This window comes from Affinibrenneria salicis (assembly GCF_008710095.1).
In genome coordinates this window covers 36,184-54,548 of the sequence record NZ_VYKJ01000013.1, presented here as the reverse complement: position 1 = coordinate 54,548, position 18,365 = coordinate 36,184, and the positions used below count along the sequence as shown (strand labels likewise).

Here is an 18,365-nt window from a genome sequence, read left to right as displayed (position 1 = left end):
CCGGACCAAATAACTTTTTCCTGATGAGCACAAATAAAACACTGTCCCTGATGGGGGAAATGGCGGTTTTCGTCAAGGTGGTGGAAACCGGCAGTTTTTCAGCGGCGGCCCGCCAGCTGGCGGCTACGCCGTCGGCCACCAGCCGCGCCGTGGCCCGGCTGGAAAAGGCGCTGGGCGCGCGACTGCTGCAGAGAACCACGCGTAAGCTGCGCCTGAGCGACAGCGGCCAGCAGGTCTACACCCACTGTCTGGCGATGGTGAACGCCGCCCAGGCGGCGATGGCGGTATCCGGCCAGCTTAGCGACGAACCGCAGGGCAGCGTACGGCTCAGCGTGCCTAAGGCGGTGGGCCGTTTCGTGATCCATCCGCACATGCCGGCGTTCCTCGCCCGCTACCCGAAGGTCGATGTGAGCCTGCTGCTGGATGATCGCTATGTCGATCTGATTGACGATCGCGTCGATTTGGCGATTCGCATCACCGATCAACCGCCGCCGGGCCTGATGGGCCGACGGCTGTTGGATATCGAACACTTGCTGTGCGCGACGCCGCACTATCTGGCGCAACAGGGAACGCCGCAGCACCCGCATGACCTGAAGGAACATAGCTGCATCTGCCTCGGCGAGGAGCCGGGCGATGCGCGCTGGAAATTCCGCCGGGGCAATAAAGTGGTCAGCGTCAACGTCCACGGCCGCTATGCGGCCAACCATACCGGCGTAAGACTGGATGCGGTTTTGCAGCACATCGGTATCGGCAGCCTGCCCTATTTCACCGCCCGCCACGCGCTGCAGCAAGGGTTGGTGGTTCAGGTGCTGCCGGACTGGCAGTTTCGCAGCCACTACAGCGGCGGGCTCTGGCTGCTGTATCCCCCCACCCGCCATGTGCCGCCCAAACTCAGCGTGCTGATTAATTTTCTGGCGGAACGCCTGAGCAAAGAACCGACGTTAAGCAAAGCGGCCGACGGCGGCCGCGGACAAGCGCTGCCGGCCGCTCCTTATGAATTTCCCGAGGCCGGCGTCTGGCCCGGCGCGCCTCCATGCGAAGAATGTTGACGATATGGCGTTGATCTACGACAGTTTCATCCTTCAGCCGGCGCGATTATTCTGCCCGACGCGCACCGGGGATCACCACAGGAAGACCAGCGATGACGAATCACCAACCGAGGGTTAAAGAATTAAGCGCATTTATGCTGACCCCGATGAACGAATCCGGCGTGGACGAAAAGGCGTTTATACGCATGCTGCAACGTCTGGTCGACGCGCGCGTGGACAGCATCGGCGTACTCGGATCCACCGGCAGCTATGGCTATCTCACGCTGCAGGCGCGCAAACGCATAACGAAACTGGCGCTTGAACATGCCGACGGGATCCCGGTGATGGTCGGCGTCGGGGCGTTACGCACCCGCGACGTGCTCGAACTGACGGAAGATGCGCAAAAGGCCGGCGCGAGCGAGCTGCTGCTGGCGCCGGTGTCCTACCAGAAACTGACCGATGATGAAGTCTGGCATTTATACGATACGGTGAATCGGCATCTTGCGGTGCCGCTGTGCGTTTACGATAACCCGGTCACCACGCACTTTTCATTCAGCGATGAACTGCATGGTCGCCTCGCGCAGCTCAGCCACATTGCGTCGATTAAAATCCCGGGCGTGCCGGACGACGCGGCAGCCGCCGCCGCGCGCGTGGCGCGCTTGCGCGCGCTGATCCCGCCGACGGTATCGATTGGCGTCAGCGGCGATGCGTTCGCCTTACGCGGCCTCAACGCCGGCTGCGACCTGTGGTACTCGGTGCTGGCCGGAGTATTTCCCGCCGTCTGCCGGCGTCTGGTTAGTCTGGCCGCTCAGGGCGAATCGCGCCTTACGCCAGAGATGGACGCGCGCCTGCAACCGGTCTGGGCGCTGTTTCAGCGCTACGGCAGTCTGCGGGTGGTGGCCGAGATGGCGGCGCAATTAGCATTGACGCAGCAGGACAGTCTGCCGCTGCCGTTACGGCGTATTGATAGCGAGGGCGTGGCGGCCGTTAAAGCGATCGTGCCGCTGCTGACGGCGTAGCGCTTAACGCGACCGGATACGCCGCCGGCGCAAATTCAGCGGCGGCGCCCGGAGAGTTTAGCCAGTAAAGATTGACGATAAGCGGGCCGGTCAGCGAACCAGCGGATTACGCTTCAAAACCTTCCGGCCAGGATGCGATCGGCCTGCTCGTCGCTCAGCGTATAGTCGAAGAAACGACGATAGAAATCCTGCGTCGCCAGGCGCAGGTTGAGCTGCGGGAACAGTTGCGGATGCAGTTTCTGCGCGGCCCACTGGATCTGCAGCGCGGTTTCGGTGCCGTAGCGGTCCCACGGAAAAACCCCGGCCGGATTGCGCCAGACCCGCCCGGCTTTCACCGCATCCAGCTGCGCCAGCTGACCGGCCCACGCCGAGCGGCTGAGCTCGCCGGCGTTGGCCGCCACGATGATCGCATCCGGTTTCCAGGCCAGTACCTGCTCAATGGACACCGGCTGCATATTGCCTTTCAGCCCCTGCGCCGCATTACGCCCGCCTGCGCGGCGGATCCACTGGTCGATCAGCGTGTCGCCGCCGTCGACCTTCAACGGATTCAGCGACTGAATGTGCAGCACGCGCGGACGCTGCTGCGGCGTAAGGCCGGCCGTTTTAGCATCAATACCCTGCAGTTGCGCATCCAGATAGCCGATGTACTCCTCCGCGCGCCGGCTGGCCGACGCCGTCCCCAGCACCTGCGCGGTGGTGCGTAATGAACGCTTCATCGAGTCAAAATCGACAAAGCGCATTTCGACCACCGGCAAACCGGCCTGGCGCAGCGACACGGCATTGCGATCGCCGGCGGTGACGAACACCACGTCCACGCCGCGCGCCAGTAAACTTTCGACATTAAAAGCGGTGCCCGTCGTCGACAGCGCCTGGTGGAGCGACGGCTGCACGGCGAACATCCAGGGCTGCGTCTGCGGATGATTGACGGTCGCCACGATCTCGCCGCCCGCGCCCAGCGTCATCAACAGCGAATGGTGGGCATACCAGGCATCGGCGATGCGCTCCGTTTTAGCCGGCAGCACGACCTGATTACCCACATCGTCGGTTACCGTACGCGTCGCGCAATAGCCGTTCAGGCCGAACAGACACAGCGAGCCCGCCAGAATCAAACCTGCGGGTAATCTCATGAGCGACTCCTTAAAACTCGATTTGCATGGAAACCTGCGCCATTCTCGGCGCGCCCAGTTGCGCCGAAGCGTTGCCGGCGCCGCTGTAGCCGTTCAAACCGCCGGGTACAATGTTGGTCCAGTAGTGGCGGTTGGTCAGGTTGGTCAGATCCAGCCGGAAGGTGGTATTGGTGTGGAACAGACGCGTGCGGTAGCGGCTGCCGACATCAAACAGCGCGTAGCTGCCGACCCAGTTGTCATTGGCGTTGTCGGTCGGCCGTCGGCCGACGTAGTGCACGTTGGCGTCAAGATCCAACCCCTCGATGACCGGGATGTTCCACACCGCCAGCAGATTGGCGGTCACGCGCGACAGCCCGACGATTTGCTTATCGCGGCTGGCGGCCGTGGCGGTATCGCGCAGTTTCGGTTCGAGCAAGGTCACGCCGCCGTAGAGATGAACATCGCGGCTGACGTCGCCGTCGGCCATCAGCTCCAGCCCGCGGTTGCGCTGGCTGCCATCCATCGCGAACAGGCCATCCTGACGGGTATAGGCGAACGGCCGCTCAATCTGGAACAGCGCGGCGGAAAGATTGGTCTGCCCGAGGCGTAGTTTACTGCCGACTTCGATCTGTTTGCTGCGGTACGGCGCGGTAATTTGCCCGGCATTGCTTGAGGTCGCCGGCGCGGTGTCGCCCTGCTGCAGACTGTCGGCGTAAGTCGTGTACAACGTCAGGTTTTCCACCGGTTTATACATCAGGCTGGCCGAACCGCTAAAACCGCTGTCGTTCGAGGCGCTGGTGCGCTGATGGGTTTGAGCGTAGTTGGCCGAAGTAAGGAAACTTTCGCTCCCCGCCAACAGCAGGCTCCACTGCGGTGAGAACGTCAACGTATCGGCCAGCGAGAACGCCTGCTGAGTGCTGGTCGCCGAATGGTAGCGGTTGGTGAAGTCCGGATAGTCCGGCTCGGCAAATGACTGCAAATTGCTGAGATTGCCCGAACCCAGCGTGCTGGTGCCGCCGTGCTGCGGATTGTAGTTCTTCCACACGAATCCGCGCATCCCCAGCGCCAGATCATGCTGCAGCCAGCCGGTATTGACGCTGCCGTTTAGCGTCGCCATGTAGCTGTTGATGATAAAACGGCTGGCGGTGGCGCTGGATACGGTGGTTTTATAATCGCCCTGGTTGTTGATCAGCGTGTTGGTCACCGCCGTGGATTCGCGATCGGCCACCTGGTGCAGCACGCCGATGTCCGACTGCCAGTTGCCGTCGAAATCGTGTTTCAGGTGGAAACTGGCGGTAGTGGTGTGGTTGTCGTTGCCTGCATAGGTCTGGCCGAGATTACGCTGCGTCGGGTTCAGCGCGCGGGGATAGGCCACCCCGCTGGCCAGCGCGAAGCTGCCCGGCAGCCCCTTTTCCAGATAGTGGTAATAGCTGAAATTGCTTTCCAGCACCGTCTGATCGCTGAGTTGAAAATCCAGCGCCAGGCTGGCCAGCTGGCGCCGTTTCTTACTGCCCGACGCGTAGCTGCCGCCCTGTTCATTAAGCAGATTCAGTCGATAGCGCACGCGCTCGCCGTCGTCGAGCGGGCCGCCGAGATCGAGCGCGCCCAATCCGGATAGCCCGGTGCCCATCCCCAGCGTGACGCTGTTTTTCCGGCTGTAGCCGGGCCGTTTGGAAACGAAGTTAAACATGCCGGCCGGGTTGGCAGGACCATAGAGCGAACCGCCCAGGCCGTTCAGCACCTCGATTTGCTGGAACTGTTCCGCCGGATAATCGGTGGTCGACACGACATTCAGCCCGTCGATCATCGAGTTTTGCACCACGCTGCCCTGTACCCCGCGGGTTTGCGGCCGCGCGCCGTCGCCCTGCACCGACGGCAGATATTTATAGATATCTTTGAGGCTTTTCGCCTGCTGACGGACGATCACCGCTTGCGGCACCGCCTGCACGGCATAAGGCGTGTTCAGCAGATCGCGCTTGCCCAACACGCCGAGCGTCGCCTTCTGCGTGCCGGAGGCGGAAGGGTCGTCCGCGGCGCTGCCGGCGGCGTTAGCGCCGGCGTTTACGGTAATGGTATCCCCGGAATCCGCCGCGTTTGCGGCGCCTGCGGCCAAAAGAAGGCCCCATGCGCCGGCGACAATCGGCATTTTTATTGTATTTTTCATTTGTTATCTATCCATTAAGGAATAAAAAAACGGTGCCCGCCATTCAGATCGACTTGTCGTACCTGAGCCTGATAAATGCGGGAAATCAACGCGCTGTTCACCACATCGTGAGGCGCGCCATCGGCAATCAGCCGACCTTCATGCAGCACTAATACCCGGCTGGCGGCTATCAGTGCATGTTCTGGCTGATGAGTGATCGTCAGCAGGGTGCGGCCGCCGGCGGCCAGCGTTTTAAGCTGCGCCAGTAACTGCAGTTGATGGCCGTAGTCCAGGCCGTTGACCGGCTCATCAAGCAATATCAGCGGCGTGTCCTGCACCAGCGCGCGGGTAATGAGTACCTGCTGCCGCTCGCCGCCGGAAAGCCGGGTATAATTACGCGCCGCCAGATGGGCGATGCCGCCGTCCGCGAAGGCTTGCGCCACGCGCTGTTCGTCCTGCGCCGACGGGCCGCGCCCGAGTCCGGTCGCCGGCAGCCGGCCCTGCATCACCACCTGCCAGGCGGTAAACGGGAAATGCGGCTGATGCTGCTGCGGCACCCAGGCGATACGGCGCGCGATATCCCGCCGTTTCATACCGGCCAGCGGCTGTCCGTCCAGCAGAACGGCGCCGCTTTGCGGGCTAATCAGACGCAGCAACAGGCGCAGCAGCGTGCTTTTCCCGGCGCCGTTCGCGCCCAACAGCGCCACACACTCGCCGGCGTGCAAATCAAAACAGATATCCTGCAGCAGCGTACGCTGCGGCAACGCATAACAGAGATGGCGGGCGGACAGGATCATAGCCAGCCCCGCCGCGCCGACTTCAGCAGCGCGACAAAGGCCAGCGCCCCCAGTAATTGGGTGATAATGCCGAGCGGAATCTCTCCCGCCGTCAGCGAACGGGCCAGCCCATCGCACAGCAGCAAAAAACAGGCGCCGAGACAGACTGAAACCGGCAGCAGCCAGACATTGCTGGCGCCGACCAGCAGACGGGCCAGGTGCGGGATCAACAGCCCGACCCAACCCACCATGCCGGCGATGCTTACCGTCAGCGCGGAGATCAGCGTCGCCAGTACGATAACGCCGTAACGGTAAACCCGAACCGGTACACCAAGGCTGTAGGCCTCGTCTTCGCTGAGCGTCATCACGTCCAGCGCGCGCCCGCAGCTCGCCAGCAGCAGAGTCGCCAGCGCCAGCGGCGGCGCGATCAGCCATAGCGCGCGATTGTCCACCGCGCTCAGGCTGCCCAGCGTCCAGTAAACGATGGCAGGCAACTGATCCTGCGGGTCGGCAAGGTATTTGACGATCGACAACAAACCGGTAAACAGCGCGTTGCTGATAATGCCGCCGAGGATCAGCATCAGCATCGACGACGAGGCGAACAGGCCGGCGATACCCACGCCCAGCGCGACCGCCAGTAATCCGGCCAGCGTGGCCAGCAGCGGCACCCACAGGCCATTGAGCCCGAAGGTGATGCCCAGCGCGGCGCCGAACGCGCAGCCGCTCAACACCCCCAGCAGGCCCGGCGAAACCAGCGGATTACGAAATACCGCCTGGTAGGCGGCGCCGGAGACGGACAGCCCCGCGCCGACCAGCACGGCGGCGATAATCCGCGGCAGGCGGGTATCGATAATGAGGTTATGCAGCAGCGTATTTTGCGGCGCGGAGGGCAGCGAATGGAAAAAATTCAGCAGGGTCGGGAAAGCGATCGGATAGCGGCCTATCGTCAGCGAATACAGCATGCCGAGCAGCAAGAGCGACAGGCTAAGGAAAAAGCAGCGCCGGGGCGTAAAAAAACGACGGCCGCCGGTATGCGGCACGGAAGTCGCGCCCGCGGAAATTTTCATTTCATTAACAATAGGAATGGAAAAAACGTTACAAAAAAGGGTACGACCAAAAAAACGTGAGCACAACGTTATGCAGAGAATTATATACCGGGTTAATTGTAACTAAATATAATTACCGGTCCGCGCTATCGCCGGCGTCTTACGACGCCTCGCCGATATGGCGGCTAAAGATATCGATCAAACAATCGGCGGTGAGACGCAGCCGCGGCGCGCGGCGCACATCGGCGTGCATCACCAGATAAACCGGCAGCGGCGCAGCGGGATCCAGCGCCACCAGCCTGGCGAGCGCGCCAGTCGGATGCGCCTGGCGCGCCCGGCCGTTACTGATGCAGCGCCCGTCCTTCCGCGGCCAGAATCGCCTCATGCATCGCCTCCGACAGCGTCGGATGGGCGAAAATCACCGCGTGCAGGCTTTCATCGGTGGCTTCCAGCGCATGGGCGATGCCGAACCCCTGAATCTGTTCAGTCACATCGGCGCCTACCATATGCGCGCCGATCAGCTCGCCGCTGTCGGCGTCGAACAGCGTTTTGACAAATCCCTCCGGCGCGTCCAGCGCCAGCGCTTTGCCGTTGGCGCGATAGGGAAACGTCCCCACGTTGATGGTTCTGCCGCCCGCCCGCGCCGCGGCTTCGGTCAATCCCATACTGGCCACCTGCGGTCGGGTATAGGTACAGCGCGGCACGAAATCGCGTTCGATGCCGCGCACGCCGCTGACGCCGGCCAGCGCTTCCACGCACAGCACGCCTTCCCGGCTGGCCTTATGAGCCAGACAGGGCGCGCCCGCGACATCGCCGATAGCGTACAGGCCAAAGACATTGGTGCGGCAAAACTCGTCGATGCGGATAAAACCGCGATCCCGTTCGACGCCCAGCGCCTCCAGCCCCAGATCTTCGCTGTTGGGCTGTACGCCGGCGGCGCACAGCACCCGTTCCACCACCAGCGTCTGCTCCCCCTGCGGCGTGACAAGCCGACAATGCACGCCGTCCTCCCGTTTCTCCGCCGCACTCACCCGGCTGCCGGTATAGATGCGTATGTCTCGCCGCTCGAACTGCTGGCGCACCAGCGCCGCGCACTCGCCGTCTTCCTGCGGCATTATCTGATCGGCCAGTTCCACCAGCGTGACCTGACAGCCAAGGTCGTTATAGAGGCTGGCGAATTCGGCGCCGATCGCGCCGGAGCCGATCACCAGCAGCGAACGCGGCAGCGCCGCCGGCCGCAGCGCATCGAAGTAGGTCCAGATCGTTTCGCCATCGGGTTCAATCCCCGGCAGCTCCCGCGGTCTGGCCCCGGTGGCGAGGATAATGTGAGCGGCGCGCAGCTCGCACGCCGCCTCGCCGTCTACGGCAACCCGGCCTTTATCCAGCAAACGCGCTCGTCCGCGAATCACGGTAACGCCGTTTTTTTTCAATAGCGCCTCCACGCCCTGGGTCAGTTTGCCGGAGACCGCGCGGCTGAATTGCACCAGCGCGTTAATGTCGAAACGAAGACCGTCGAAGGCGAAGCCCAGCTTATCAGCGTGCGCCAGACTATGCGCCACTTCCGCGCCGTGCAGCAGCGCTTTGGTGGGAATACAGCCCCAGTTTAGGCAAATGCCGCCCAGATGCTGCTTCTCCACCAGCGCGGCGCGCAGGCCGAGCTGGCCGGCGCGGATGGCGGCGACATAACCGCCCGGGCCGCCGCCGATCACCAGTACATCATAGCTATCGTTCATCTTGCGCCTCCTAAGCCAGCATCAGGGATGGGGTTTCGACCCGCCGTTTCAGTTCCTGCAGGAAGGTCGCGCCCACCGCGCCGTCGATAACCCGGTGATCGCAGGACAACGACACGGTAAGCGTTTGACGCGCCACGATCGCGCCATCGCGCGCCACCGGCCGCAACTCGCCCGCCCCTACCGCCAGAATGGCGCACTGCGGCGGGTTAATGATGGCGTCGAACTGGCGCACGCCGAACATGCCGAGATTGGAGAGACAGAAGGTGCCGCCCTGAAACTCTTCCGGCCGCAGCGTGCCCGCTTTGGTTCGGGTAAAAAGCTGATGCAGTTGCTGCGAGATTTCGCCGATCGTTTTGCGATTCGCGGCGTGCAGAATGGGCGTGAACAAGCCGGAAGGCAGCGCCACCGCGACCGCCACATCGGCCTCGCTGAATCGGCGCAGGGTGTGGCTCTCCTCATCATACTGGACATTCATCGCCGGTACGGCAATCAACGACTGGGCCGCGGCCTTCACCAGCAGATCATTGACCGTCACCTTCACGCCGGCAATGCCGTGATTGATTTCCTGCCGCAGCGTCAACAGCGGTTCCAGATCGAGATCGACCACCAGCCGGAAGTGAGGCGCATTGCGCTTCGACGTCTGCAGGCGCGAGGCGATGGTGCGCCGCATCATCGACAGCGGCTCGCTGACAAACTCGGGCGCAGGCGGCGTCTCCGTCGGCACTGGCTGCGCCGTCGGCGCGCTAAATCGCGCGGCGGCGGCTTCCACATCGGCCCGGCTCACCCGACCGACGCGGCGACAGTCGAGCAGGTTTATGCCCAGTCTGGCGGCCAGCCGGCGCGCCAGCGGCGTGGCCGGCACCGCGCCGTCATCGCCCAGGGAACGCAACGGCCTGCCAGCGGCGCACGCACGAGCGGGCGGTTCGACATGGCCGCCCGCCGCCACGATCGCCCGTTCAATATCCGCGACGGAAATCCGCCCGCCGCGCCCGCTGCCGCTTACCTTGCCGGGATCTATCCCCAGCCTGCGCGCCAGCCGACGCGCGTGGGAGGTGGCGTCGATGCGGTCGTAGTCGGCGTCGCCGCGCAGACTGTCGGGCACTCGCGTGGGTTGCCGTTGGCCGGACGCCGCCGGAGCGGCGGGCGCGGCGGCTAAAGCCGGCGTGACGGCGGGTGCGGGCGGCGAGGCGGAGGGTACGGCGGCGGTTGATTCAGACGCCGCGCCGGCAGGCTCGCTTTTGCCCAGTCCGGCCGCATAGCTATCCAGCTCCGCGTCGGTTACCTCCGGCTCCGCGCACAGCGCCAGCGCCGCCCCGACCGGCAGAGTATCGCCGGGCTGCGCCAGCAGTCGCCGCAGCACCCCGTCAAACGGCGCTTCCAGCACGTTGGTGATTTTGCTGGTTTCAATCTCGCAAATCTCCTGTCCCTTGTTAAAACGCGCGCCCTGCGCAATCAGCCACTGAGAAAGCATGCCCTCTTCCATCGAAAGCCCCCATTTGGGGACTTCAAGCGTTTGAATTTTGCTCATTATCAGGCCTCCATCAGTTCACGCACCGCCGTTTCAATACGTTCCACGCTGGGGATCCACAGCGTCTCCAGCGCCGGAGAAAACGGCACGGGGGTATGCGGCGGCGTGATCAGCGCCACGGGCGCTTTAAGACAGTGGAACGCCTGAGACGCAATCAGCGCGGCGACGTCATGGGCGAAGCCGAAACGGGCGGCGGACTCGTCCACAATCACCACCCGTCCGGTGGACGCCACGGACTCGAGTATCCCCTCTTCGTCAAGCGGCGAGACGGTGCGCGGATCCACCACCTCCACAGAGATGCCCTCTTTGGCCAGTTTATCCGCCACCTGATTGGCTTTGCTGACCATTGCGGAGAGCGCGATAATGGTCACGTCCTCCCCTTCGCGGGTATAGTTAGCCTGACCGAGCGGCAGCGCGTAGATCTCATCCGGCACTTCGCCTTTTACGTCGTACAGCATCTTGTGTTCGCAAAACACCACCGGGTCATCATCGCGGATCGACTGAATGAGCAGCCCTTTGGCGTCGTACGGACTGGAGGGCACCACCACCTTAAGGCCCGGCGTGGTGGCGAAAATATTGTAGGGCGACTGGGAGTGCTGGGCCGCCGCCGAAAAGCCGGCGCCGATCATTCCGCGCACCACCAGCGGGGCTTTGGCCTTGCCGCCGAACATATAGCGGAATTTCGCCGCCTGGTTGTAGAGCGCATCGTGGCTGACGCCGAAAAAATCCATAAACATCAGCTCAGCCACCGGACGCAGGCCGGTGACCGCCGCCCCGGCGGCCATACCGATAATGGCCGATTCGGTAATCGGCGTGTCGATCACGCGCGCCGAACCGAACTGGCTCCACAGCCCTTTGGTGACGCCGAGCACGCCGCCGAACGCTTCGACTTTCGCCTCTTCCGGCGCATTGCCGCCGTGGCCGCCGCGCAGGTCCTCGCCAATCAGTATCACGCTTTCATCACGCGCCATTTCCTGCGCCATCGCTTCCCTGATAGCTTCCCGGTAAGTTTTTAGTGTCATGGCCGCCATCCTTAATAAGAGACATAAACATCGGTGAGCAAACTTTCCGGCGCCGGATTTTCAGCGGCGCGGGCCTTAGCCACCGCGTCGTCGACCAGCGCATGAACTTCCGCGTCAATGGCCTTCAGTTCGGCGACGGGGATCTGATCTTTGACTTTGTCGGCGAAGATCTTCAGCGGATCGTGATCTTCCCGCAGCCGGTCGACTTCGCCTGACGCGCGGTATAGCCCGGGATCGCCCTCGAAGTGGCCGTGCCAGCGGAAGGCGCGCGCTTCAATCACGCTCGGCCCGCCGCCCTGACGGGCGCGTTCGACGGCCCCGGCCGCCGCCTGGTAAACGGCGAAGAAATCGGTACCGTCCACCCGAACGGCGGGCAGACCAAATCCGGCGGCGCGTCCGGCGATATCCCGACCGCCGACGGCGTAATCATGGCCGGTGCCTTCGCCATAGCCGTTATTTTCGAAGACAAACACGGCGGGCAGGCCGAGCACCACCGCCATGTTGATGGCCTCGAACACCAGCCCCTGGTTGGAACCGCCGTCGCCGGTGAACGATACCGCCACGCCGTCCGTTTTGCGGGTTTTAGCCGTCAGCGCCGCGCCGATCACCAGCGGCGGCGCGCCGCCGACAATCGCGTTGGCGCCGAGCATCCCCTTTGCCAGATCGGCGATATGCATCGAGCCGCCCTTGCCGCGGCACAGCCCGCTATCCTTGCCGAAAATCTCCGCCATCATGCCGTGGATATCGCAGCCCTTGGCGATACAGTGCCCGTGACCGCGGTGCGTCGAGCCGATATAGTCCGTCGGCCTGAGGTTTTCGCAAACGCCGACGGCGATAGCTTCTTCTCCGGTGTAGAGGTGGATAAAACCGGGAATATCGCCGCGGGTATTCTCCGTATGCAGGCGCTCTTCGAATTCGCGTATTTCACGCATTTTGCGGTATGCCTGCAGCAACTGCCGTTTATTCAGTTCCATATCTCCGTCCTCATGGTTATTCACCGGCCGCCTGCCGGCGGCGGTGCGGCTAACGGGGCGACTGACGCGCTGTAATAAGTAAGGTGACTCTATAAGCTAGTCCGGCGGCGCAATAACCCCCCGTTCGGGGGGGAAGGCCGGGTGGAAACGAATAAATGAGAGGGAGGTCAACTTCTGACAAGGTGCCGCCTGGTGTTGGTCTCGCCGTTGCTTACACTGAGTCTAAGGATACTCAGTGAGGTAGCAGCGCGTATGGATCGACTTCTTCCGACGGATTATCGGTTTGCGGCATCGTATTCGTATAAGGAAAATCCCTTTCACGTTACCCGTAGGCTGCCGCTGATCCTGACCAAATTCACGCCGCCCCGCTCGCCCGGCAAACTGCTGGCGCGCGACAGACTCCTGCGCCGCCTGGATGAGGCGGCATCCGGCAGCCTGACGTTGCTTAGCGCCGCGGCGGGCTGCGGTAAAACCACGCTGCTGGCGCAGTGGTATCGCCATCGTCATCAGCGCGGCGATGCGATCGCGTGGCTTAGCCTGGAGGAGTATGACAACGATCCGGCCCAGTTCATTCGCTATTTTCTCGCGGCGCTGGCGCCGCTGTGCGCCGACTGGCGTGAAACCTTTCGCCCCTGGATCGAGGAAGCGTTGCCGCCCGATTTTTCGCTGCTGCTGGTGGAACTGATTAACCACCTGCACCACAGCACGCAGCCGCTCTACCTGATTCTGGATGACTACCAGAACATCAGCCACCCGGCGATTCACGAAGGGATGAACTGGCTGCTGAAGCATGCTCCCGCCGCGTTGCATCTGGTCATCGGCAGTCGTTTTCGCCCGCCTCTGGCGCTGAGCCGCCTTCAGGTACAGGATCAGGTAATGGAGATAAACGACGCCGATCTGTTTTTTACTCTGGAGGAGGCCGGCGATTACCTGCGTTCTTTTAGCGGAAAGCAAACCGGCGCGCAGGAAATTCAGCGACTGATGGCGCTAACGGAAGGCTGGGTCGCAGGCCTGAAGATCGCCGCCCTGTCGCCCGACTGGCAGCGCGATCCCGAGCGGTTTTTGAGCCAGATGCGCGCAGGGGCGCAGGCCATGGGCCGCTATCTGGAAGAGGTGATTTTCGCCCCGCTGCCGCACGACGTATTCGATTTTCTGCTGCACACCGCCATCCTGCATCGCCTTACCCCCTCGCTCTGCAACGCCGTCACCCGCCGGGAAGACGGCGCGCACATGCTGGACTGGATTCAGCAGCACAACCTGTTCATCACCGAGCTGGACGAGGACGGCGTCTGGTTTCGCTACCATCCCCTGATGCGCGAGGCCCTGCTCCGGCGGCTGCAACAACGCGAGCAGCAGGCGATCAATGCGCTGCACGAGCGGGCCGGCAGTTGGTTCGCCGGCCAGCGGCTGTGGGCCGAGGCGGTGCGCCATGCGCTGGCGGCGGGAAAAACCGGCGCGCGTCACGCCGAAGCCAGCGCGCAGTCGCTGGCCGAAGAAGGCGATATCGATACGCTGGTGCGCTGGATGCGCGTCCTGCCCGCCACGCCCGATCCGTCGCGCATCGATCTGCAGCTTAATCTGGCCTGGGCGCTGGCGCACCGTTTTCGTTTTAACGACGCCCGCCAGTTGCTCGACGCCATTGAGCGGATGACCGGCGCGCACCCTGAAGCGCTCTCTCGCGCCCTTTGGGTAAAGCTGCGTGTCGTACGGGCGATTTGCGAGGCCTTCGCCGAGAATATCGCCCTCAGCGTGGCCATCGTCGAACCTTTGTTCGACGAGATTCCGTGCGGCGATATCTGGGTCGACGGGTTGGTCTGCAACATACTCAGCTACTGTCGTCTGGTGGATTCGCGGCCGGAACAGGCGCTTTCGCTACAGCGCCGACTGCCGGAAAGAAAGGTGGCGCAGCGTAACCTGTTCGTGGAGGTCTACCGCGCGTTTGTCATTGCGCAGGGCTATCTGCGTCAGGGCAATCTGGCGGAAGCGGAACGTCGGGCCGCCAGAGCGCTGCGCTATGCCGAACGACACACCGGCGTTAACTCCAGCAGCGGCGCAACGCTGGCTCCTATCCTCGCCGAGATTGCCTGGGAGCGAGGCGACGACGAGCGGGTCGACGCCCTGCTCTCTCTGCGGCTGGAGATGATCGATAGCTTTTGCCCGCCGGAGGGACTGTGCCGCTGTTATATCGTGCTGGCGCGTCAGGCCGACCTGCGTCGCCAGCCGGCCGAAGCCGCTCGCCTGCTCGCCCACGCCGGGCAGCTGGCGCAGAGCAGAGGCTGGTCGCGGGCCAGAGCCCCGCTGCTGGCCGAAGGAATAAGACTACGCCTGGCGCATGACGACACCGGGGGCGCCGATGCGCTGCTGGACGAACTGACGCAACTGGCCCGGGATAACCAGCCGCAGACGTACGAGGGGGCGTTAAACAGCATCTCGCTCGCCTTGCGCCTGAGTCGTAATCACCGGCGACTGGCGCGCGGCGAGGCGGCGGCGGCCGCCGAGTCCTTCGGTCAGTTGGCCGCCGAACTGGAACAGCGCGGCGAGCGGCTCAGCGCCGTGCGCATTAACGTGCTGCAGGCGGTGGCGCTATGGCGGGCGCAGGAAGCGGATCGCGCGGCGGAGGTATTGCGCGCCGCGTTACAGCACGCGGCGCGCCAGCAACTACAGAGCAGCCTGCTGGCGGCGGGACCGGATCTGCTGCTCTTGCTGAGCCATCTGCAAAAGAGGCTCTCTCCGCACGGCGAACTGGCGACGACCGCGGCCCGGTTTTACCAGCAGGCGCTGGCGATCTTCGGCCCGCCGCCGCAGGACGAGGTACGCGCCGGCGATGCGAGCCGCTCTCTGACCGAACGGGAACAGCAGACGCTGCGGCTCATCGCCGACGGCTACTCCAACAAAGGGATCGCCCGTTCGCTGGGCATATCCGCCGAGACGGTGAAGTGGCATCTCAAACAGCTGTATGAAAAACTGCAGGTCAGCGGGCGCATTCAGGCGGTGAACCGGGCGCGCGGATGGCATCTGCTGGATACGTCGCCGCCGTTCAACGGCGGCGGCGCGCGCGACTGACCGGACGCCCCGCGCCGACCGTATTCGGCAGCGCGGGCATCGGCCCCTGCCGCTCAGGAATCGGCGGCGCAGCTAAATAGCTTTACATAATAGCGCGACACTTGCCCTGCAGGTTAAGTAACAACGATATTATGATAAAATCATAATCACCTGTTTTTAATGATTATTTTAATACACTTATCATCAGTTACGCGCGGTGGCATGGTCAACAGTGCAGCATCAATGCGCGAAGCTATTTAGAATTTACGCCTGTCGCCGCCGGGCGGCCCCTTCTCTTTCAATCCATATAATCACCGCAATAAATTATATTTCCTTCGTTCGCACGCATTACCGGCGGAATAAGAAAAAACACAAAAGACAAAACGATGCCGCACGAATATTGATGAAAATTCCTGGAAATAATAAAGCCTATTGCATCATGTTAAGTCATCGCTAAAAATACCGCCCCGCGCCGGCATAGCATAGATATTACCTATCAACGCGTTGGCGTGAAAAAATAAAAACGCATGCGCTCTGTCTCTGTCATCGTAAATACATATTTATTTCTAATAATATGCTCTAAATAATTCGAGCTGCAGAACAAAACGTTATCATTTTGTACAACACAATGCGTTGCCCCATATGAACCCGTCCCATACCGAGTCGGGTAACAAACCAACGCACCTGCCGCCTGAAGTATGACGTGCATATCGACCGTATTACCGACAACGTTTAAATACCTGCCATATATAGCCAAAATAATTCGGTTGCAGGAAGGCGGCGCCCGGCAAGGGCGAGCCCCATGGATGGGACGAGTAACAAAGCCAACGCGCCTGCAACCTGAAGTATGAAGGTTATACATATACGTAGCAAAAGGTTATCATGAGCGACAATAGTATTACCCCAAAACTCCGCGCCATTGAAAATGGCAATCCTCAGGTTCGGCAAAAAAATAGCCGATTGACAATTATATTTTTTATCCTCCTGCTGGTACTGGGCATTGCCTTTGCCGGCGTCAATTTGTTCAATGACGTTGCCGATTCGGGCGCGACCTATACCAGCTATCTGCCGTTTTTATTGTTAGGGATGGCGCTATTGATTGCGTTGGGCTTTGAGTTCGTTAACGGTTTCCATGATACCGCCAACGCCGTGGCCACGGTTATTTACACCCGCTCCCTGCCGCCGATGGCCGCCGTTATCTGGTCGGGATGCTTTAACTTTTTCGGCGTATTGCTCTCCAGCGGCGTGGTGGCCTTTGGCATTATTTCCCTTCTCCCGGTGGAACTGATCCTGCAGGCCGGCACCGGCAACGGTTTCGCCATGGTCTATGCCCTGCTGTTTTCCGCCATCATCTGGAACCTTGGCACCTGGTGGCTCGGCCTGCCCGCATCCTCGTCCCATACGCTGATTGGCTCGATCATCGGCGTCGGCGTGGCTAACGCGCTGATCCATGGCCGCACCGGAACAAGCGGCGTTGACTGGACGCAGGCGTTAAAAGTCGGCTACTCATTATTGTTATCGCCGGTTATCGGCTTTGTCTGCGCCGCGCTGTTGCTGCTCGTCCTTAAAGCGCTGGTTAAAAATCGCAAGCTGTACGCCGCGCCCGAAGGCGATGCGCCGCCGCCGTTATGGATCCGCGGCCTGCTGATTTTAACCTGTACCGGCGTGTCGTTCGCGCACGGGTCAAACGACGGCCAGAAAGGGATGGGGCTGATTATGCTGATCCTCGTCGGAACCATGCCGATCGCCTATGCGCTGAACCGATCAATGCCGCCGAAACAAATCCCGCTGGTGGCGTCGCTGTCGTCGGTCACGAAACAGGATTTATTGCGCCAGTTCCCTGCGCCGGATCCTCAACCCGCAGCGCGTACGACGCTGACCGAGTATGTGCGCACCCGAACGCTGACGCCGGCAGTCGTCCCCGCGCTCGCCAGCCTGGCCGGCGCGATCGGCGATGAAATTAAGCAATACGGTTCGGTCAATAATATCCCTGCGCAGTCCGTATCGAACACCCGAAACGACATGTATCTGGCATCAGAAACCATTAAACAGCTGAAAACGGAAAAACAGCTGCATCTGACGCTGGAATCGCAAAAGAACCTGGATGCCCTGAAGACTCAACTCGACAGCGCCACCCGCTTTATCCCGTTCTGGGTGAAAGTGGTGGTTGCCATCGCCCTCGGTCTGGGAACGATGGTGGGCTGGCGACGTATCGTTGTTACCGTCGGGGAAAAAATCGGTAAAACGCATCTCACCTACGCCCAGGGCGCCAGCGCCGAACTGGTAGCCATGGCCACCATCGGCGCCGCGGACGCGTTCGGACTGCCCGTTTCGACTACCCACGTACTCTCTTCCGGGGTGGCCGGCACAATGGCGGCCAACAAATCCGGTCTGCAGATGAATACCTTACGCAACCTGATGATGGCATGGGTGCTCACGCTGCCGGCGTCGATTTTGCTTTCCGCCATTCTGTACTGGATTTTCAACCAACTGTAGCGCACAGCGCCACGAAGAAATGCCGTCTTGTCGTCCGCGGCGAACGCGGGCGACGGGCGCAGAGCGGCGGCCAGCGCGGCGAACCAGCTGTCACGACGTCGCAGGCCGGCGCGGCGAATAACGCGCTGTCTCCCGGGTCCCCTTGCCCCGCGCCCTGAGCGCTATGACGCACCGGCACACTGTTGACGCCGGCGCCGCCCTGCCTCGTTCTGATCCGGCGACCGCCAATCGCGCCTCGCCGCCCCTGCGACAACGCGCGCCGTTCGCGCCGGATTAGGCCTGTCCGGCGAATCCCCCTGCATCCTGGCGGTTCAACAAAGTCTAAAATTGACATAATGTTTAATTTTCAACTTTATGTTGATCTTAGCGCCGACATTGCTATCCTTGCCCCCTATGCGCGACATGATCCGCTGCGGCGAAGACCGCACGCCGCCCGTATCGTGACGACTCAA

General features: G+C 62.0%; 13 protein-coding genes. 4 read left to right on the top strand and 9 right to left on the bottom strand.

The annotated features are described in order from the left end of the window. Positions 1-23 precede the first annotated feature (23 nt). Together FJU30_RS20745 and FJU30_RS20740 are read left to right on the top strand one after the other, a co-directional pair. Positions 24-1,049: a LysR family transcriptional regulator gene (locus FJU30_RS20745; RefSeq protein ID WP_150436880.1), complete on the top strand. Its 1,026-nt coding sequence runs from the start codon at positions 24-26 to the stop codon at positions 1,047-1,049. A gap of 92 nt (positions 1,050-1,141) precedes the next feature. Next, on the top strand, positions 1,142-2,047 hold the full coding sequence (locus tag FJU30_RS20740; RefSeq protein WP_150436879.1) for a dihydrodipicolinate synthase family protein: 906 nt from the start codon (positions 1,142-1,144) through the stop codon (positions 2,045-2,047). Positions 2,048-2,160: 113 nt separating this feature from the next. Here the strand turns inward: FJU30_RS20740 and FJU30_RS20735 are convergent, their stop codons facing one another. The 9 genes from FJU30_RS20735 to FJU30_RS20695 all read right to left on the bottom strand — a co-directional run bounded on the left by FJU30_RS20735 (position 2,161) and on the right by FJU30_RS20695 (position 12,375). Beyond that, positions 2,161-3,174, bottom strand: a complete 1,014-nt coding sequence (locus FJU30_RS20735) for an ABC transporter substrate-binding protein (protein WP_150436878.1) — start codon at positions 3,172-3,174, stop codon at positions 2,161-2,163. A 10-nt stretch (positions 3,175-3,184) separates the two neighbouring features. After that, positions 3,185-5,317 (bottom strand): TonB-dependent receptor, encoded by a 2,133-nt coding sequence (locus tag FJU30_RS20730; protein WP_223881657.1) that lies wholly within the window; start codon positions 5,315-5,317, stop codon positions 3,185-3,187. A 14-nt stretch (positions 5,318-5,331) separates the two neighbouring features. Next, positions 5,332-6,093: an ABC transporter ATP-binding protein gene (locus FJU30_RS20725; RefSeq protein WP_150436877.1), complete on the bottom strand. Its 762-nt coding sequence runs from the start codon at positions 6,091-6,093 to the stop codon at positions 5,332-5,334. Next, positions 6,090-7,139, bottom strand: coding sequence for a FecCD family ABC transporter permease (locus FJU30_RS20720; RefSeq protein WP_150436876.1), 1,050 nt, complete (start codon positions 7,137-7,139; stop codon positions 6,090-6,092). The genes FJU30_RS20725 and FJU30_RS20720 overlap by 4 nt, the downstream gene beginning before the upstream one ends. A 139-nt stretch (positions 7,140-7,278) precedes the next feature. After that, on the bottom strand, positions 7,279-7,503 hold the full coding sequence (locus FJU30_RS26905; protein WP_191091659.1) for a hypothetical protein: 225 nt from the start codon (positions 7,501-7,503) through the stop codon (positions 7,279-7,281). Then, positions 7,460-8,851 carry a dihydrolipoyl dehydrogenase gene (gene lpdA / locus FJU30_RS20710; RefSeq protein ID WP_150436875.1) on the bottom strand — a complete coding sequence of 464 codons (1,392 nt, stop codon included), beginning with the start codon at positions 8,849-8,851 and terminating at the stop codon, positions 7,460-7,462. Before lpdA ends, FJU30_RS26905 begins: the two co-directional genes overlap by 44 nt. Positions 8,852-8,861: 10 nt before the next feature. Beyond that, positions 8,862-10,379 carry a 2-oxo acid dehydrogenase subunit E2 gene (locus FJU30_RS20705; RefSeq protein ID WP_150436874.1) on the bottom strand — a complete coding sequence of 506 codons (1,518 nt, stop codon included), beginning with the start codon at positions 10,377-10,379 and terminating at the stop codon, positions 8,862-8,864. Between the two features lie 2 nt (positions 10,380-10,381). Continuing rightward, positions 10,382-11,401, bottom strand: a complete 1,020-nt coding sequence (locus FJU30_RS20700; RefSeq protein WP_150436873.1) for an alpha-ketoacid dehydrogenase subunit beta — start codon at positions 11,399-11,401, stop codon at positions 10,382-10,384. An 11-nt stretch (positions 11,402-11,412) separates the two neighbouring features. Further along, positions 11,413-12,375 (bottom strand): thiamine pyrophosphate-dependent dehydrogenase E1 component subunit alpha, encoded by a 963-nt coding sequence (locus FJU30_RS20695; protein WP_150436872.1) that lies wholly within the window; start codon positions 12,373-12,375, stop codon positions 11,413-11,415. A 252-nt stretch (positions 12,376-12,627) separates the two neighbouring features. Between FJU30_RS20695 and FJU30_RS20690 the strand changes: the two genes are divergently transcribed. Beyond that, on the top strand, positions 12,628-15,438 hold the full coding sequence (locus FJU30_RS20690; RefSeq protein WP_150436871.1) for a LuxR C-terminal-related transcriptional regulator: 2,811 nt from the start codon (positions 12,628-12,630) through the stop codon (positions 15,436-15,438). Positions 15,439-16,299: 861 nt separating this feature from the next. Beyond that, complete coding sequence (locus FJU30_RS20685; protein ID WP_150436870.1) at positions 16,300-17,913, top strand: inorganic phosphate transporter; 1,614 nt, start codon at positions 16,300-16,302, stop codon at positions 17,911-17,913. The last annotated feature ends 452 nt before the right edge of the window (positions 17,914-18,365 follow it).

What these genes read in the sequence shown, in the direction of transcription:
- FJU30_RS20740 (WP_150436879.1), top strand. Translation starts at nt 1,142, where the DNA reads ATGACGAATCACCAACCGAGGGTTAAAGAATTAAGCGCATTTATGCTG.
- FJU30_RS20725 (WP_150436877.1), bottom strand. Translation starts at nt 6,093, where the DNA reads ATGATCCTGTCCGCCCGCCATCTCTGTTATGCGTTGCCGCAGCGTACG.
- FJU30_RS26905 (WP_191091659.1), bottom strand. Translation starts at nt 7,503, where the DNA reads ATGAGGCGATTCTGGCCGCGGAAGGACGGGCGCTGCATCAGTAACGGC.
- FJU30_RS20695 (WP_150436872.1), bottom strand. Translation starts at nt 12,375, where the DNA reads ATGGAACTGAATAAACGGCAGTTGCTGCAGGCATACCGCAAAATGCGT.
- FJU30_RS20720 (WP_150436876.1), bottom strand. Translation starts at nt 7,139, where the DNA reads ATGAAAATTTCCGCGGGCGCGACTTCCGTGCCGCATACCGGCGGCCGT.
- FJU30_RS20690 (WP_150436871.1), top strand. Translation starts at nt 12,628, where the DNA reads ATGGATCGACTTCTTCCGACGGATTATCGGTTTGCGGCATCGTATTCG.
- FJU30_RS20700 (WP_150436873.1), bottom strand. Translation starts at nt 11,401, where the DNA reads ATGACACTAAAAACTTACCGGGAAGCTATCAGGGAAGCGATGGCGCAG.
- lpdA (WP_150436875.1), bottom strand. Translation starts at nt 8,851, where the DNA reads ATGAACGATAGCTATGATGTACTGGTGATCGGCGGCGGCCCGGGCGGT.
- FJU30_RS20705 (WP_150436874.1), bottom strand. Translation starts at nt 10,379, where the DNA reads ATGAGCAAAATTCAAACGCTTGAAGTCCCCAAATGGGGGCTTTCGATG.
- FJU30_RS20745 (WP_150436880.1), top strand. Translation starts at nt 24, where the DNA reads ATGAGCACAAATAAAACACTGTCCCTGATGGGGGAAATGGCGGTTTTC.
- FJU30_RS20730 (WP_223881657.1), bottom strand. Translation starts at nt 5,317, where the DNA reads ATGAAAAATACAATAAAAATGCCGATTGTCGCCGGCGCATGGGGCCTT.
- FJU30_RS20685 (WP_150436870.1), top strand. Translation starts at nt 16,300, where the DNA reads ATGAGCGACAATAGTATTACCCCAAAACTCCGCGCCATTGAAAATGGC.
- FJU30_RS20735 (WP_150436878.1), bottom strand. Translation starts at nt 3,174, where the DNA reads ATGAGATTACCCGCAGGTTTGATTCTGGCGGGCTCGCTGTGTCTGTTC.